The 17113-nt window shown below is 35.2% G+C and carries 12 protein-coding genes; 11 read left to right on the forward strand and 1 reads right to left on the reverse strand.

Annotation, left to right across the window (positions count from 1 at the left end; genetic code table 11):
* Window positions 1-21: 21 nt before the first annotated feature.
* From STERM_RS03650 to STERM_RS03665, 4 genes are all read left to right on the forward strand, one after another.
* A complete protein-coding gene (locus STERM_RS03650) occupies window positions 22-567 on the forward strand; it encodes a hypothetical protein (protein ID WP_012860211.1) in 546 nt (181 codons plus the stop codon).
* Window positions 568-655: 88 nt separating this feature from the next.
* Entirely contained in the window at window positions 656-1714 is a 1059-nt protein-coding gene (locus tag STERM_RS03655) for an aminopeptidase P family protein (RefSeq protein ID WP_012860212.1), read from the forward strand.
* A gap of 94 nt (window positions 1715-1808) precedes the next feature.
* Window positions 1809-2336, forward strand: a complete 528-nt coding sequence (locus STERM_RS03660) for an NUDIX hydrolase (protein ID WP_012860213.1) — start codon at window positions 1809-1811, stop codon at window positions 2334-2336.
* A 374-nt stretch (window positions 2337-2710) separates the two neighbouring features.
* Entirely contained in the window at window positions 2711-8986 is a 6276-nt protein-coding gene (locus STERM_RS03665) for an autotransporter domain-containing protein (protein WP_012860214.1), read from the forward strand.
* 106 nt (window positions 8987-9092) lie between these two features.
* Here the strand turns inward: STERM_RS03665 and STERM_RS03670 are convergent, their stop codons facing one another.
* Complete coding sequence (locus tag STERM_RS03670) at window positions 9093-9623, reverse strand: flagellar basal body-associated FliL family protein (RefSeq protein ID WP_012860215.1); 531 nt, start codon at window positions 9621-9623, stop codon at window positions 9093-9095.
* A gap of 254 nt (window positions 9624-9877) precedes the next feature.
* On the opposite strand from STERM_RS03670, the gene STERM_RS03675 reads away from it, so the two are divergent.
* The 7 genes from STERM_RS03675 to udp all read left to right on the forward strand — a co-directional run bounded on the left by STERM_RS03675 (window position 9878) and on the right by udp (window position 17017).
* Entirely contained in the window at window positions 9878-10951 is a 1074-nt protein-coding gene (locus STERM_RS03675) for a BMP family lipoprotein (RefSeq protein WP_012860216.1), read from the forward strand.
* Between the two features lie 72 nt (window positions 10952-11023).
* Window positions 11024-12514, forward strand: coding sequence for an ABC transporter ATP-binding protein (locus STERM_RS03680; RefSeq protein ID WP_041310378.1), 1491 nt, complete (start codon window positions 11024-11026; stop codon window positions 12512-12514).
* Window positions 12504-13592 carry an ABC transporter permease gene (locus STERM_RS03685; RefSeq protein ID WP_012860218.1) on the forward strand — a complete coding sequence of 363 codons (1089 nt, stop codon included), beginning with the start codon at window positions 12504-12506 and terminating at the stop codon, window positions 13590-13592. The genes STERM_RS03680 and STERM_RS03685 overlap by 11 nt, the downstream gene beginning before the upstream one ends.
* Window positions 13576-14481, forward strand: coding sequence for an ABC transporter permease (locus tag STERM_RS03690; RefSeq protein ID WP_012860219.1), 906 nt, complete (start codon window positions 13576-13578; stop codon window positions 14479-14481). The genes STERM_RS03685 and STERM_RS03690 overlap by 17 nt, the downstream gene beginning before the upstream one ends.
* Window positions 14482-14574: 93 nt before the next feature.
* Window positions 14575-15318 (forward strand): GntR family transcriptional regulator, encoded by a 744-nt coding sequence (locus STERM_RS21040; RefSeq protein ID WP_012860220.1) that lies wholly within the window; start codon window positions 14575-14577, stop codon window positions 15316-15318.
* Window positions 15319-15327: 9 nt separating this feature from the next.
* Window positions 15328-16260, forward strand: coding sequence for a nucleoside hydrolase (locus STERM_RS03700; RefSeq protein WP_012860221.1), 933 nt, complete (start codon window positions 15328-15330; stop codon window positions 16258-16260).
* 4 nt (window positions 16261-16264) lie between these two features.
* Complete coding sequence (udp, locus tag STERM_RS03705) at window positions 16265-17017, forward strand: uridine phosphorylase (protein ID WP_012860222.1); 753 nt, start codon at window positions 16265-16267, stop codon at window positions 17015-17017.
* The last annotated feature ends 96 nt before the right edge of the window (window positions 17018-17113 follow it).

Below are 17113 nucleotides of genomic sequence, written 5' to 3' on the forward strand. Positions count from 1 at the left end.
AATAGAAAAGAGGTAGTGTGAATGAAAAATAAAGTTATGGTAATATTGTTTTTTCTGTTTGGTATTGTAATTTTCGCTACACCGCATTTTCCCGGAGGAATTCCCAGTATAGGGCCTTTAAAAGGCGGAGAGACTTTTTGGGGGACAGATGTCGAGGGAAATTATATTGACGGAGTAACATATCATGCCGATTACAATATTGAGATACCTAAATATGGGCAGGTACAGGTAAAAATAGGAGCAACGGAATTTTATTCCGGAGGAGGAAAAGCTGAAACCAGTGTTTTGTTTATATTAAAGAAGCCTATGGACGGCTTTACGGGTGAAATCAATATAAATACTGTTAATTCCGGCGGGAAAACCATCATAAAAAATTATAAAGGTTATTCGGACAGAAGCGGAGAATATATGTATAATGCAATGTTTGATTTTTCAGATGCAGATGCTAATTCCAGAGTTACTGTGGAATTTTTGCTTAATGACGGAAAAAAGCTTTCGGTAAAGCTTAAAAAAGTAGTTTCACAAGACTGGATTTTTATATCCCAGAAATTTCCTGTAACAAAATAAGGGAGATAAAAGCTGTTATTTAAAAAATAGAAATAAAATAAGAAGTATTTTGTGATATAATAAAAATAAAATCATTCAAGGAGGAAAAATGTTGAACAAAATAATGGAAAATGTGAATGTTGATGCGATATTCATAACAGATATGTATAATCTCAGATATTTTACCGGATTTACCGGAACTACAGGTGTTGCACTTGCCACAAAGAATGGAAATTTCTTTTTTTCGGATTTTAGATATAAGGAACAGGGAGCAAAGCAGGTAGAGCCTAATGGATTTCAATTTGTAGAAGTAGGAAGAAATTCTCTGGATAAGGTAAAGGAAAAAATAGATGAGCTTGGTATAAAAAAATTAGGATTCGAAGATTTGAACGTAACTTTCAGTTATTATAAAAAGCTGGAAGAATTATTTGCAGTGAGCATGTATCCTTTAGGTGATTCTTTAGTAAAACAGAGACTTGTAAAAAAAGATCATGAAATAGAAAATATAAAAAAAGCAATAGAAATTTCTGATATGGCATTCAGCGAAACTTTGAAAATTGTAAAAGTCGGTATAACTGAAAAGGAGATAGCAGCACATCTGGAATATATACAGAGAAAGCTCGGAGCGGAAAACAGATCCTTTGATACTATAGTAGCGAGCGGATACAGATCTGCATTACCGCACGGAGTGGCATCAGATAAAAAGGTAGGTATGAACGAACTGGTAACCACAGATTTTGGAGCATATTATAACGGTTATGTATCTGATATGACGAGAACATTTTTTGTGGGAGACGAAATTTCCGATAAACAGAAAGAAATTTATGATATAGTTCTGGAAGCTAATAAAATGGCAATAAAACAGGTTAAGGCCGGAATGAAGTGCAGTGATCTTGATAAAGTAGCCAGAGATTATATTGCATCAAAAGGATATGGGGATAATTTCGGACATGGCTTAGGACACGGAATCGGACTTGAAATACATGAGGCTCCTACGGTTTCGCCGGCAGGGGATATTATTCTTGAGGAAAATATGCTTATTACAATAGAGCCGGGAATATATATTGACGGATTCAGCGGTGTAAGAATAGAAGATGATGTAATAGTGAAAAAAGACGGCTGTGTTGTTTTGAATAAATCAAACAAGGAACTTATAATGATAAAGTAAAGAATTTTTGTAATTAAAATATAATATCTTCTACAGTATTTTACTGTAGAAGTTTTTTATAAAAATCATGGAAATACTATGAAAGGAAGCAGATATGAAACGGCTTGGCAGAAAAGTAATGTATGAAAGCAACTGGATTAATTTTTATCTGGACAGGGTAGAAATGAATGATAAAAGTATTATTGAAGATTACCATGTCATAAAATACCACAGAGAAGGGGTTACTGTCGTCGTAGAAAATGACAATGACGAAATATTATTTGTAGAGGCACACAGATATCTGCTTGGTACCACTGAGTGGGAGATACCAGCAGGAGGAACTGAAAAAGGCGAGGATATTTTGAAAACAGGTGAAAGGGAAGTCTTGGAGGAATCAGGCTATCATGTAAAAAATATTGAATATCTTTTTTCATACTATCCTGCAAGCGGGAGTACAGATCTGAAATTTCATGTTTTGAAAGCTGTATTAGATGAGGGAAAAGAGAGACAGGATTTTGATTTAAATGAAATAGCAGACGTAAAATGGATAAAAAAAGAAAAAATAAAAGAGATGATAAAAAATAATGAATTAAAAGACGGACTCACGCTCAGCGGTCTGATGTATTATTTGTTTCTTAATTAAGAAATGTAAATATATATTATTACTATATATAATTGAAATTTAGAATACAGGAATATATTAGACTTTCTGGAAAGTATTCAAATTTTCATAGATTATAAAAAATTAAAATTTAGTTCATGCAGGGATTTTGTCCCTGTTTTTTAATGATAATTTTTTTATAAAAATCTATAACAAAGAATTGAACGTTTTGTTTTTTTTGTTATATAAGTCATGTATTTATTGGAAAAATTTATTGACAAATTGAATAATAAAAATATATATTTATTAAATAAGAAATTATTTTATGTATTTTAAAATAAAATATTTTAATTATATAAAATAAACTGATAAGTCAGTATTTTAGGGAAGGATTAGAATAGAAGGAGAATTATAAAATGAAAAAAAATAAAAAATTATTAATGTTTTTAGCACTGAATTCGGTTTCAGCTTCTTTTGCTGCAACAGGACAATTGTCAGCTAAATCTGAAAGAATATACAATTCTATAGTAAAAAATATAAAATCAGAGAAGTCGAATGAAAAAAATTATAAATTATTAGAAAAAATATTAAAAGATAAAAATAAAGAATTAGAAAGTTTGTATCTACAAAATGATTATATTGTAAAACCTGAATATTTGGAATGGCAGATATTTTTTAGCGGTTTTTATAATGAAAAAAATAAGGGAGGACAGCCGTATAATAAACCGTACAGAGATAAACAAAAGGTTAAGGTGATAGATTTAGGCGTGACTATACCAATAAAGGGGAAAAATATTAATGTTTTAGATATAGATGTAAATCCGTCAGTATTTAAACCATTAATTCCACAGATAGAAAATACTGCAGCACTTAATTTTCTGAATATTCCTCTTTTAGATCTGCAGAAAATCAGCTACCAATCACCGAATGTTAATATAAAAAGTCCGTCTTCCATAGATATACGGACTCCGAGTCTTAATACTTATCAAAATTCTGCTTTTTTGACTCTGGTTGGCAATGAAAATGATTTAGGACCCGGGACATATATTTTAAGTACAGCACCTTATAATAGAAATAATGCAATAGTAGAATACGGACGTGGTCCCGGGGGAACGACAACATCTGATGTGAATTCCCTTATGATAGTGGATGTAAATAACAGGAGAGCAGTATCTATAGATTCGACCGGTCCCAGAACTTTTACTAATTATGGAAAAATACAGTTAATTTCCACTAATACAGCCGGACTGGAAGTGCAGGCCCAGGAGGGCGGAACAGTTACTGATGTTATGAACATGATAAATGAGGGAATAATAGAGGGAAATAACAGTTTACAGGCAGGAATGATTTTTACCCCTGAGAATGTAGGTACTGGTCCGACGACAGGAAGACCGAATATATTAAATAATAATAATTTGATAGAATTAAGCGGACGATATTCTACAGGAATGATGATAAATGGCTGGATGCCGAATTTTACTTGGCTTATTCAGGCTGAGAATAACGGGGCAATAAACATAAATGGAAATAACAGTTATGGAATGGGACTTAATATAAATTCAGACTTATTGCCGAATTCTTTTATAAAAAATAATGCAAACGGCGTGGTAAACATCTACGGAGAAGAATCAGGCGGAATTCTTATTCAGAGCTTTCTGAATGAATCTGAGATTAATCTTGGTAAAATTAACATTTATGGTGATAATTCTTTCGGGCTATATTCAAGTGTATCTCCAAGCCTGAAAAACTCAGGAGAAATAAATTTAAAAAATTCAACCGGATCAATAGGATTTAGAACCGAGGGAGGAAACTTAACTAATAATGCCGGCGGATTGATTGATATTTCCGGCGGGACGGAAAATATAGCCATGTATTCGATCAGCGGAGGAAAAAACATAAATAACGGGACAATAAAAATAACAGACGGTACTTTAAATAAAGGCTTTTTTATTACAGGTGCTGACAGTAAAGGGGAAAATAACGGACAAATAGAGATTAATGCAGATAATTCCTATGGAGTAGTTGTAACAGACAAGGGAAGTTTCATTGATAACGGATTATTGTCAATTTCAGGAAATGATTCTTACGGGATAGTTTCTAAAGGAGGGACTGCAGGCACTGGTAATTCGTTATCTATAGATTTAACTGGTGAAAATTCTATAGGTATTTATGCAGGTGACGTAACTGCTTCGAGTCAGGTTACGTTAACAGGCGGATCAGTCAGTGCAGATAACGGAGGTGTTAATTTCGGGGCCGGATTAAATGGTACTGTATCATTAAATAATGTTAATTTTACAGTTGGAAATAAAAGTTTAGGATTTTTTACTCAGGAAAATGGAATAATAAATATTCAAAATTCTACTGGTATAATAAAAGGAGCCGCTGCTTCTTCCGACAGAGGGACTGCGTTTTCACTCACCGGGGATGGAATTGGGATAACAGAGATAAATTCCCTTGCAGATTTAAATTCATTAATAACTGCTTCAGGATTAAATTTATCAAATCTGACTTTAAATATGGAATCCGGTTCAAGATTGTTTTTGATTCAAGATGCAAGTGTAAAATTAAGTACCATTAACAGAATAGAGTCAAATCCTGCATTATCAGGGGTTATAATAAACGGGTCAGATTATAAAACAATGTCTCTGCATAGCGCACTTTTGAATATAGACGAAGAAATGAATCTGGATAATAATAATGTAGAAATAACCAACAGCAGCGTAATAAATAACAGTATTATAAAAGGGACAAACAGTTCACAGCAGGGAATAGCCCAGGCAAATACAGCAGGAGCGGCAAAATCTTCGCTGGTATTAGTAAATAACGGCGAAATAAACCTTTCCGGACAGGAATCTGTGGGAATCTATGCAGATTATGGATTTATAAATAATAATAATATAATAAGCACTCAGGGATCCAGCTCATTTGGCATATATGGAGTAAACGGGACAGATATAGAGACAGCTGCCGGGAGTATCATAAAATCAGGGACAAACGGAGCTGGAATAGTAAGTCAGAGCTATATTCTGGATCCTGTAACAGGTTTAATAATAGATAACGGTTACGGGGACGGAACATTTAAGATAAGCCATAACGGTAAAATAGAAATGTCAGGTTCAAATTCATTTGGAATTTATGCAGATAATAACGACACAAATATTTTGACTGATATATCTGCAAGAATAATAAATCTGAATACCGGTTCATTAATAGATATGAGCAGTACATCAACTAAAGGAACAGCATTGTATGCTAATAAAGCCACGGTTAATGTGTATGGCAATATAAAAACCGGATCTGAAGGGATAGGAATTTATGCGGATAGCAGCAATATTACTCTGAACGGCGGAATAATTGATATATCAGGAGATAATGCTACCGGAATATTTTTGGACGGAAGTTCAAATATGACTTTGACTCACGGGGTAATAAATATCAAAGGGAACAATTCAACAATATTTTATATAAATTCATCTGCAATATTAACAGGGCAGGACAATGTTGTGATAAATGCAGATCCGGCACTGAAAATGGTACTGGCGAATGTAAAAAATAATAATTTTATTTATAATAGGGCATTGTCTGATGTCGGGCAAGGCTCAGTATTAATAGCAGGAGAAAATTCAATAATAGGATTTGAAACAAATGCAATTATTGATTCGAATTCGGAGGATGTGACCGGATTAGCAGCTAATGGCGGAAGTGCTGTGAATAAAGGAAAACTGACTTTTGCCGGAATAGATTCAATGGGAATTTATACAGAAAATGCAGATGCGGTAAATATGGGCGAACTGATTTTAGGAGAAAAAGGAACCGGTATTTATAATGAGAATGGAACAGTTAATAATGCCGGAAAAATAGAGATCGGAGAAAAAGGGACGGGTATATACGGCAGTAATTCTACCAGTATAAATAATAATTCACTGATACACAGTTTTGGAAATTCAACAGTAGGTATTTATGAAAATGGGGATACCGCAGGATCAGTAATAAAAAATGATATGTTAGGAGTAATTAATCTGGACGGATCAGGTACAATCGGTATTTATACTTCGGGAAACAGTGCTAAAAATGTGACTAATGCCGGAGAAATAAAGGTAGGTGATTCAAAGGATAGCAATAATCCGAGCATTGGAATATATAATAGTGCTTTAGGAACAGCTATTGTAAATAACGGAACTTTGACATCCGGGGAAAGCTCACTTGGAATTTATGATAAAGGCGGAAATATTACTGAAAACGGTATATTAAATGTCGGAAAATCCGGGATTGGAATATATACTGACGGCGGGATTGCCAATATAACACAGTTTTCGGTAATAACTACAAATGGAAATGAGGCTGCGGCGGTTCAGGGGAAAAATAACGCTTCAGTAGTAAATAATTCTCCTAATATAACATTAGGCAGCGGGGATTTCGGCTTTATACTGGAAACAGGTTCAAATTTGACAAATCTTGCCTCGGTAAAACTTGGAGATAATAATGTATTTGTTTATGGAGATAATGCAGGAATAATAAAAAGCGCCGATAGTATACAAATAACTGCTGACGGATCAAACAATATAATCTTTTATACAGTAAACGGCGGAGCAATACAGAATGATTCTATACTAAAAGCCGATATCGGAATAGGAAATATAGGGATTTTCAGTGATTCCGGAAATATAAAAAATAACGGAGATATTCTAATAGGAGATTCTAAAATCGTATATACAGCAGGTGTGGTAGATTCAAATTTAAGTACATATGCAGTGGGAATATACGGCGAAAACTCAGAAATAATAAATTATGGAGATATTTCATTAGGTGCGGGGGCAATAGGAATTTATACAAAGAACAATTCTGTGATAACCCAAAATTATGGAAACATAACAGGGGGGACTTCATCAATACCCAAAACAGGAGTAATAGGAATAATAGCTAATAACGGCAAAGGAATAGAGAATTTCGGAAATATCACACTTTATGGAGACGGTGCAATAGGAATAGCCGGAACTAATGCCCGAAATATAATAAATAACGGAATAATAAGTGTAACAGGAAATAATGCTATGGGAATTTACGCTCCGTCAGGTACTCTGGTAGAAAATAACGGAACTATAAATATATTAGGAACTGGCAGTGCGGGAATAGTGGCACCGAGTGGAAAAATAGCAAATAACGGGACAATTTATTTTTCAGACGGTGCAGCAGCAACAAAAGAACCGAATGAATATCCGCTGCCGGATCTGGAAAATATGGGGTTAATAATAGTAAACGGACATTTCAGCAATGAAGGAATGAATATTTCAATAAAGCCTGATATAAATACATTAAGAGCCTCTACTATAGCGGGTATAGATTTTGTACTGAACAGCGGAACAATATCAGCAAATACTATGACAATAACAGACACTGTAAATATACTCCCTGATTTTTCACAGGGAACAAATGCTAATGTATATATGCTGGAAAATATATTTATAACAAGTACCGGACAGGTAGTTTCACCAAACGGCAAGCTGCCTGTAGTCAGTAAATCACTTACCTGGGAAGCAACACCGAGTATAAATGATTCTGGAAATATAGATATTTATATGAGTAAATTGTCTTATCAGGATTTTGCATCCGGTTTTTGGTATGAAGGTTTCGGGAAAATATTAGATGAGAAGTATTTTAATGCAGCCGGCAGAGCCTTGAGTATATTTGATAAAATAGATATAATAGAAGATGAAAGTGAATTCAGACATATTATGTCAAGTCTCGGCGGGAATATATATGCGAATATAAACCAGAGAGAAGAGACAATAAAAGGAATATTTGATACATCATTAAACGTTTTACAGAATTCTGAAAATAATACAAAAGAAAATGTAAAAATAAATGTAATAGCAGGAAAAGGCGAGGTAACAGAAGATACAGACGGTATAACAGGCTATAATTATGAAACAGCAGGGATTTTAGCTTTAAGGGAAGTAGAAAGAACTTATAAGCATACATTCGGCTATTCACTGGGATATGCTCATACAGGATTTGAATTCAAAGATGGAAATGAAAGTGAAGAATGGGTGGATACAGTACAGCTGGGATTACATAACAAGTATAAATCAAATGGATGGAAAGTAGTAAATGACCTGACAGGAAGAGCAAGTATCCACAATATTGACAGAAATATAGACTGGGCTGATTCAGGAAGGTCTGAAATGAACGGAAATTACCAGACTTACAGTGTGACAAGTGATAATATTTTGGGTAAAGAGATTTCATTGGGGAAAAATACCAGAATAACACCTTATGGCGGTCTGGAAGCAACATATATGACAAGACCTACATTTGGTGAAAAAGGACTGGAGTCTCTCAATATAGAGGGAAATGATGCATGGAGTGTAAAACCAAAGGCAGGATTAGAATTAGAAGGAAGCATGCCATTAGGGGATACAGGCGGATGGAAATTAAAAGGTGCACTTGATCTAAGATATGAATATGAACTTGGAGATCTGAATGTAAGAGAGTCTGCAAAATTGACAGCAGTAGAAAATGAATATCGTCAGCTGGCAAAACCTGAAGATGAAAATGGGAAATTTAAGACAGGTGTTTTGGCAGGTGTAGAGATAGAGGACAGATATGGAATATTCTTAACCGGGGATTATTCAATAAGTGACAGTGATCAAAATGAATATAAGGTTGGAGTGGCATTTAAAGCTGTTTTTTAAGGGCGGGGAAATAATCTTAAATTTTATATGATATTGTAACAATAAAAAAGTACTTTCTTAATTCAAAATTTGGAAAGTACTTTTTTTATTACTATATATAAATTTATTAATTCCATTCTCCGACAGCATCCAGATAAAAATAATAAAGATTGCTTTCGATCCATCTTACTTCAAAAGTAGCAAAATCTCCTTTTTGGAAATGGTTATACATCTCATTGTTGCCAATATAAACCCTGTATTTCTCACCATTACATGAAATCATCCCGCCTTCGGCTTTTTGATCCACATTACTGGGGATTTTCTTTTCTTTAGCCGTAATTTCACATTCTATAGGTCTTACAGCTACTCCTCTTTCTGTGTAAGTATCAAAAGCTTCTTTTGCTGTAATGTAATTGGCTTTATTTTTAGCTGCTTTTTCATCAGCCTGTTTTTTTTCTGCTGCTTTCTTTTCATCAGCTTCTTCTTGTTCTTTTTCCTGTATTCTTTCCTCTACCTTCTGGTTTATCTGCTCTTCCTGTTCAGCAGCGGCAGTTTTCTGATTGTTTGAAATAAGGGTAAATGATAAAGTCCCTATTGCTAAAAGAAGGAATACAAATACAGCTGCAACAGCCGCAATAATAACAGTATTTTTTTTCATAACAATTCTCCTGAATTTTTAGTTTAGTATAGTTTCAAAAATTAAAACATACATAAAGATTATACCATTAAATTTAATAATGTCAATGAAATTTATTATTTTCAGCGAGGAAAAAAAATATTTTTTGTTTTGTTTAATTATTTTGGAAAATTATATATTGACAAATAGAAAAAATAAGGTATAACTTATTAAATTGTACAACTTATTTAACTTGTTCAACAAGTTGTACAAAAGAAAATATTTGAGGTGATGAGATGTTGAAGAAGAATTTTAAGTATCTGTTGTTGGTAATGACTATGATATTGGCAGTTTTAAGCTGCGGGAAGAGTGAAAGCGGCGGGGACAGTACTTCTGGGAAAAAGAATATAAAAGTAGGGGTTATATATACTAAAGCAAAGCTTGGAGGAAATTCATTTAATGATCTGGTATTTGAAGGTGTAAAAAGAGCAGAGGCAGATTTTGGAATAAAATATAACAATGTAGAGCCTAATACTGCGGCAGATCAGGAAAATGCACAGGAAACAATGGCTAGTTCCGGAGAATACGCGCTGATTATAGTAGTAGGACAGGAGCAGATGGATGCATTAAAGAAAACAGCGGAAAAATATCCTGATCAGAAGTTTGCATATATTGACGGAATATTGGAAATGCCAAATATAGCATCTTATGAGGCTAAAGAGCAGGAAGGGTCATTCCTTGTGGGTGTGCTTGCAGCATTATCAAAGGAAAATAAAATAGATCCTAAATTCAACAGTGAAAATAAGCTTGGATTTATCGGAGGAGTAAATTCGCCTCTTATAAATAAATTTTATACAGGTTATATGGCCGGAATAAGATATGTTAATCCGTCTTATGCGGTAACAGCTGATTATGTAGGCGGTTTTAATGATCCTTCTACTGGAAAAGTAATAGCAAGTACAATGAATCAAAAGGGAAATGATGTTATTTATCATGCTGCGGGAGCATCAGGAACAGGATTATTTCAGGCAGCAGAGGAAAAAGGCTTTATAGCAATAGGTGTTAATTCGAATCAAAATACACTCGCACCAAATAATATAATAGCAACAATGATAAAAAAGGTAGATGTAGCCGCATATTCGGCAATAAAAGATATCACAGAAGGGAAATTCAGCCAGGGTAAAAATATTCTGGGACTTAAAGAAGACGGTGTAGGATATACAACTGAGGGAAGCAATATAAAAGTACCTCAGGAAATAATAGATGAAGTGGAAAAAATAAAACAGAAAATAGTCAGCGGGGAATTAGTAATACCAGATACACCGGAAAGCGTAGATGAATTTTTGAAAAATAATACTTATTCCAAATAAGGCGGAATATTTAATTTAAAACTATTTATAAAACAGGTGAAAGTGAGGAGTAAAGTGTCTCTAGTTATAGAAATGAAAAATATAACAAAAACCTTTCCCGGTGTAAAAGCTAATGATGATATTACCTTTGAAGTAGAAAAAAATGAGATTCACTGTCTGCTAGGGGAAAACGGAACCGGCAAAAGCACCCTTATGAATATTTTATTTGGTCTTTATAAGCCGGATAGGGGAGAAATATTTATAAACGGAGAAAGGAGCAGCATCTCGAATCCCAGAGAGGCATTTCATAAAGGGATAGGGATGGTTCACCAGCATTTTATGCTTGTCAGTCAGATGACCGTTTTGGAAAATATCATTCTTGGGAAAGAGCACGGAAATTTCTTTATGGATTTAAAGGAAAGCCGTAAAATAATAAATGAACTGGCACAGAAATATAATTTTAAAATAGAACTGGATGAAAAGGTAGACAGTCTCTCTGTAGGAGTAAAGCAAAGAGTGGAAATACTAAAAACTCTGTACAGAGGAGCGGATATTATTATTTTGGATGAACCTACTGCAGTACTTACACCTCAGGAAGTGGAGGAGCTGTTTAAAATACTGAGAAGTCTTAAAGAAGACGGAAAAACAATAATTTTTATCACGCACAAGCTTAATGAAACAATGGAGCTTTCTGACAGGATAACAGTTTTGAGAAAAGGAAAAAAGGTAGTTACCCTAAACAAAGAAGAAACCAGTCCTGCCGAGCTTGCTTACTATATGGTGGGCAGAGACGTGAATTTTGAGATAGAGAAAGAGGCTGTAAAAACAGGCGATGTGATTCTTTCTGTAAAAGGACTGAAGCTTTTGGAAAAATCACAGAGTAAGGTTGATTTTACGGTAAAAGCCGGAGAGATTCTCGGGATAGCGGGTGTGGAAGGAAACGGGCAGCTGGAACTTGAGGAAATAATAATGGGGCTGCGAAAGCCTTTGGACGGGGAAATATTTATAAAGGATGAAAATATTACACATAAAAGTGTTCATGAACGCAGAGAAATGGGGATAGGATACATACCGTCCGACAGACATAAAAGAGCAATGGTAAAAGAATTCAGCATAAAGGAAAACTTTCTTCTTGGATATCAGGACAGCAGCCAGTTTACCAGAAATAAATTTGTAAAATACGGGGAACTTACTGAATACAGTAAGGAAATGATAGAAAAATTTGACATAAAAGTACCGGGGCCGGAGCATACAATAGGAAATCTTTCCGGAGGAAACCAGCAGAAGGTGATACTAAGCCGTGAAGTAAGCCACAGTCCGGAGCTTATAATAGCGGCACAGCCTATAAGAGGGCTGGATATAGGGGCTATAGAATTCATACATAATATTCTTCTGGAATTACGCTCACAGGGGAAAGCCATTCTTTTGATTTCGGCCGAGCTTTCCGAAATAATGAAATTAAGTGACAGAATAGCTGTATTTTATGAGGGTGAAATAAACGGACTTGTGAATGCGGGAGAACTGGAAAGAGAAGAAATAGGACTGCTTATGGCAGGGGAAAGGTTAGAAAAATATGGGAAATAATAAAAAGGATTTAGGTTTGGTTTTAAAAGAGATATCATCCATAAAATCCGTAAAGGATATATGGTCGTCCATAATAGCTATAATATTGGCTTTTCTGGTAAGCTCGGTGATTATTCTTTTAATGAATGAATCACCCGTAGAGGCTTATTCTTATTTGATACAGGGAGCTTTTGGAAATACAAGAGCCTTGTATAATACCATAGCTATGAGTATCCCTCTCATGTTTACCGGACTTGCTGTAGCTGTGGCTTCACGGGGAGGTCTGTTTAATATAGGGGCAGAAGGGCAGCTTTATATAGGGTCAATGTGCTCTGTACTTACTGCACTTGCTTTTCCGGGACTTCCAAAGCCTGTCTTGCTTCCGCTTATATTAATTGCAGGATTTGCAGGCGGAGCAGTATGGGGTCTTATTCCGGGATACCTGAAGGCAGTAAAGGGAATAAACGAAGTAATAGTTTGTATAATGCTGAATTATGTGGCACAGCTTTTTACATCTTATCTTGTAAACGGACCGTTTAAAGATGAGGGGATGCAGGCTCATACAAAGCAGATATCGGAAAATGCAAGGTTTGTACGTTATACGACAAGCTCGCAGCTGACTAACGCTGTTTTTGTAGCTATACTTATTATAGTCTGCATTTATATACTGCTTTGGAAAACATCAGCCGGTTTTAAGATAAGAACAGTAGGTCTGAATTTCTTTTCATCCGAAGCTGCAGGGATAAATCCCAAAATAACTATGATTGCTACAATGGCATTAAGCGGAGGAATAGCATCTATGGCAGGGGTAACGGAAATAACAGCTAAATACTACAGATTTGTGGATACCTTCTCGCCTTCATACGGCTTTACAGGAATAGCGGTAGCAGTATTAGGGAGAAATAACCCTTTCGGGATCATACTTACTTCACTGCTTTTTGGAATGCTTGATTCGGGAGCACTTAGAATGACACTGGAGACTTCTATTTCTTCCAGTATGATAAAAGTAATACAGAGTCTTGTAATATTATTTGTGGCAGCACCGCAGATAAGCAGGATTTTCAGTAAGAAGGTGATAAGATTTGGAAATTCAGATTAGTAATATTTTAGCAATAACATTTCAGATACTTATTCCTATTGCTCTTGCAGCTATAGCAGGAACAATTTCCGAGAGAAGCGGAGTAATAAATCTGGGGCTTGAGGGAATGATGCTCATAGGTGCGTTCGGAGGGGCCTACGGCAGTTTTATATCAGGGAATCCATATGTAGGAATAGTGTTTTCTGTGATAATATGCTCTGTAATGGGATTTTTACATGCATATTTCTGTCTTGCACTTAAAGCGCACCAGTCAGTGGTAGGAGTGGGAATAAACATATTTGCAGGCGGGATTACTGCCACACTTTTAAAAATAATCTGGCAGAATGAAGGGCAGAGTCCCATAGTAAAATCAGTGCCTAATGTGACAATACCGGTACTAAATAAGATACCTGTTTTAAGAGTCTTATTTGAAAATCAGTCTGTTTATCTTTATTTTACAATAATAATAGCAGTTTTTTCATATATAGTTATTTATAAAACCAAAGTGGGACTCAGACTGCGGGCAATAGGAGACCACCCGAAAACTGCACAGACATCTGGAATAAATGTAAATAAATACAGATATATTGCTGTTACTATAAGCGGGGCAATAGCAGGACTGGCAGGATCATATCTTTCTATTTCCCTTAATAATCTGTTTGTAAAAGATATGACAGCAGGAAGAGGTTTTATGGGTCTGGCTGCTAATATTTTCGGCGGATGGAATCCTTTGGGATCACTGATAGCGAGCTTTGTATTTTCGGTAGCACAGGCTTTGAGATTTTATCTTACAGGTCTTAATATACCAAGCTATTTTATAGAAATGATTCCTTATCTGGTGACTCTGGTAGTTCTGGTTGTTATAAAAAATAAATCAAAAGGACCGGAAGCTCTTGGTAAAATTGAATAATTTTAATGATGGGAAAATTCTTTTCATTTTTATTTTTTAAATTTTATTAATATGTTACAATAATAAGAAAACTTAACCAAAAGAGGGTATATCATGGCTAAAGAAAATAAGGATTTAGAAAAAGTAAAAAATAAGATTCCTTTGTATGTAACTGTTTATGAAGAGATATTCAGTATGATAAACAGAGGGGAGTTTAAGCTGGGAGAAAAGCTTCCCGGTGAGAATGAGCTTGCCAAAATGCTGAATGTAAGCAGGGGGACATTAAGACAGGCTCTGCTGCTGCTGCAGGAAGATAATATTATTTTTAATTATCAGGGAAAAGGAAATTTTATTACAAATAATAAATTTAAAATAAATGAGACTGCACAAAAGGAAGTAATAATAGCTACTGCATGTAATATTCAGGAATACAGTGATATAGAAGCAGAGGTTGTTTTTCAGCTGCCTACTGTAAAGCTTCAAAGAGCTTTGAATATAGAAAACAGCAGAATGATAGCAGCTTTTGACATTGATTTTTATATAAAAGGGGAACGTGTATGCTATATGGTGGCATTTCTGCCTTATGACAATATAAGCGAGTATAATATTGATTTTAAGGATAAAAAGAGTATAGCAGCTTCTCTTTTTGATTATGTGGAAAAAAATGTAGTAGATATAAGAACAAAGCTTACAATAATAGAAGTAGAAAAGGAACACAGGAAAAAATTCGATCCTGAGCATACAAAATCGCTGGCAGTATTTGACGAGATAGTATACTCTGATCTTGGAATGCCTATTGTCACTATGAAAACATACTGTGTTCCGAAATATTATGAATTTTACATAAAAAGAAAGTGACGGATAAATATGAAAATTATATTTGATTGTGATCCCGGGCTGGATGACGGAATAGCACTGCTTACTGCATTCAGTTACAAGGGATTTGATATAAAGGCTGTAACTACAGCTTTCGGATGTTCAACGCTGGAGAATACTACAAGGAATGCGTTAAGGCTTATGGATTTTCTCGGACGAAAAGATGTAAAGGTAGCAATGGGAGCATTTCAGTCAATGCTTGGCAAAACTGATATTGCGCCCTATGTACACGGGGAAGACGGTTTTAAAAATATAAATCTTCCTGAGACTGATATTAAACCGTATACTAAAAATGCAGCTGAAACTATTTATGAAACTGCAATGGAAAGTGAGGAAAAAATAACTATAGTTGCTACAGGTCCACTGACTAACATAGGAACAGCTCTGAAAAAGTATCCTGAATTAAAAGATAAGATAGAAAAAGTGTCTATAATGGGTGGCGCTGTGGGAATAGGGAATAAATCTCCTGTAGCTGAAGCAAACATATCAAATGACCCCGAGGCTGCGAGAATTCTTTTTGAATCAGGAATTCCGGTAATCATGAGCGGTCTGAATATGACTTTTAATGCACTTGTGTATGATGATGAAATAGAAGAGATTGCTGCACTCGGAAATAAGGAGGCGAAGCTTGGAGGTGATTTTCTGAGAGCTCACAGGGAATTTTACAGAAAACAGAATTTTGCAGGTGATCCGCCTCATGATATTTGTGCTGTAGCTCAGCTGATAAAGCCTGAAATCTTTGAAACTGTACACTGTCATGTAGATGTGGAGACTAAAGGTGAATTTACAAGAGGGGAAACAGTAGCTGATTTGAAAAATAAATTTGGTAAAGAAAAAAATGCTTTTGTAGCTGTCGGAGTAGACAGAAAAAAATTTATTGAATTTATCAAAGAGAGATTATCGGCGTATAAGGAGGGGAAATAGAACAATGAATGGAAAAGATGAATTTCATATAAAATGTAAGACCGGAGATGTGGGAAGATATGTTTTATTGCCCGGTGATCCTGACAGAGTGGAAAAAATCGCAAAATATCTTGATAATGCAGTCAAAGTACAGCAAAAAAGAGAATATACAGTATATACCGGATATCTGGACGGAGAAAAAGTATCTGTCTGTTCTACAGGAATAGGAGGCCCGTCAGCAGCAATAGCATTGGAAGAGCTTGCTAATATAGGCGGAGATACTTTTATCAGGGTAGGAACAGCAGGAGGAATGGATATTAATATAAAAGGCGGAGATTTGGTAATTGCTTCAGGAGCGATAAGAAATGAAGGGACAAGTAAGGAGTACCTTCCGCTTGAGTTTCCTGCTGTTGCTAATCATGAAGTGATGAGTGCGCTGATAACGGCAGCAGAAAATCTTGGCAGAGAATATCATATAGGAGTAGTGCACTGTAAAGATTCTTTTTACGGGCAGCATACACCGGAAAAAATGCCGGTGGGAAGTGAACTGAAGCATAAATGGGAGGCATATCTAGCAGGAGGAGCATTATGCTCTGAAATGGAATCTGCAGCGTTATTTACTGTGGGGAGCTACAGAAAAGTAAGGGTGGGAACAATATTGCTTGCTGTGGCTAATCAGGAGCGTGAAAAGCTCGGGCTTGAGAATGTTTTTGCAGATGATACAGAGCTTGCTATAAAAACAGCCGTGGAGGCTGTAAGGGTACTTATCAAAAAATAAGATAAAAAAAGAGGAACTGTATTGGTTTGGATACAGCTCCTCTTTTACATTTCCTGTTGTGTTACAGCTGATTTTAGGATATATACATTCATTCCT

Origin of the sequence: Sebaldella termitidis ATCC 33386 (assembly GCF_000024405.1) — a bacterium.
Taxonomy (GTDB): Bacteria; Fusobacteriota; Fusobacteriia; order Fusobacteriales; family Leptotrichiaceae; genus Sebaldella; species Sebaldella termitidis.

Excerpts from the sequence above, each read along its gene's own strand:
- STERM_RS03650 (WP_012860211.1), top strand. The coding sequence starts at position 22 with ATGAAAAATAAAGTTATGGTAATATTGTTTTTTCTGTTTGGTATTGTA.
- STERM_RS03655 (WP_012860212.1), top strand. The coding sequence starts at position 656 with ATGTTGAACAAAATAATGGAAAATGTGAATGTTGATGCGATATTCATA.
- STERM_RS03660 (WP_012860213.1), top strand. The coding sequence starts at position 1,809 with ATGAAACGGCTTGGCAGAAAAGTAATGTATGAAAGCAACTGGATTAAT.
- STERM_RS03665 (WP_012860214.1), top strand. The coding sequence starts at position 2,711 with ATGAAAAAAAATAAAAAATTATTAATGTTTTTAGCACTGAATTCGGTT.
- STERM_RS03670 (WP_012860215.1), bottom strand. The coding sequence starts at position 9,623 with ATGAAAAAAAATACTGTTATTATTGCGGCTGTTGCAGCTGTATTTGTA.
- STERM_RS03675 (WP_012860216.1), top strand. The coding sequence starts at position 9,878 with ATGTTGAAGAAGAATTTTAAGTATCTGTTGTTGGTAATGACTATGATA.
- STERM_RS03680 (WP_041310378.1), top strand. The coding sequence starts at position 11,024 with ATGAAAAATATAACAAAAACCTTTCCCGGTGTAAAAGCTAATGATGAT.
- STERM_RS03685 (WP_012860218.1), top strand. The coding sequence starts at position 12,504 with ATGGGAAATAATAAAAAGGATTTAGGTTTGGTTTTAAAAGAGATATCA.
- STERM_RS21040 (WP_012860220.1), top strand. The coding sequence starts at position 14,575 with ATGGCTAAAGAAAATAAGGATTTAGAAAAAGTAAAAAATAAGATTCCT.
- STERM_RS03700 (WP_012860221.1), top strand. The coding sequence starts at position 15,328 with ATGAAAATTATATTTGATTGTGATCCCGGGCTGGATGACGGAATAGCA.
- udp (WP_012860222.1), top strand. The coding sequence starts at position 16,265 with ATGAATGGAAAAGATGAATTTCATATAAAATGTAAGACCGGAGATGTG.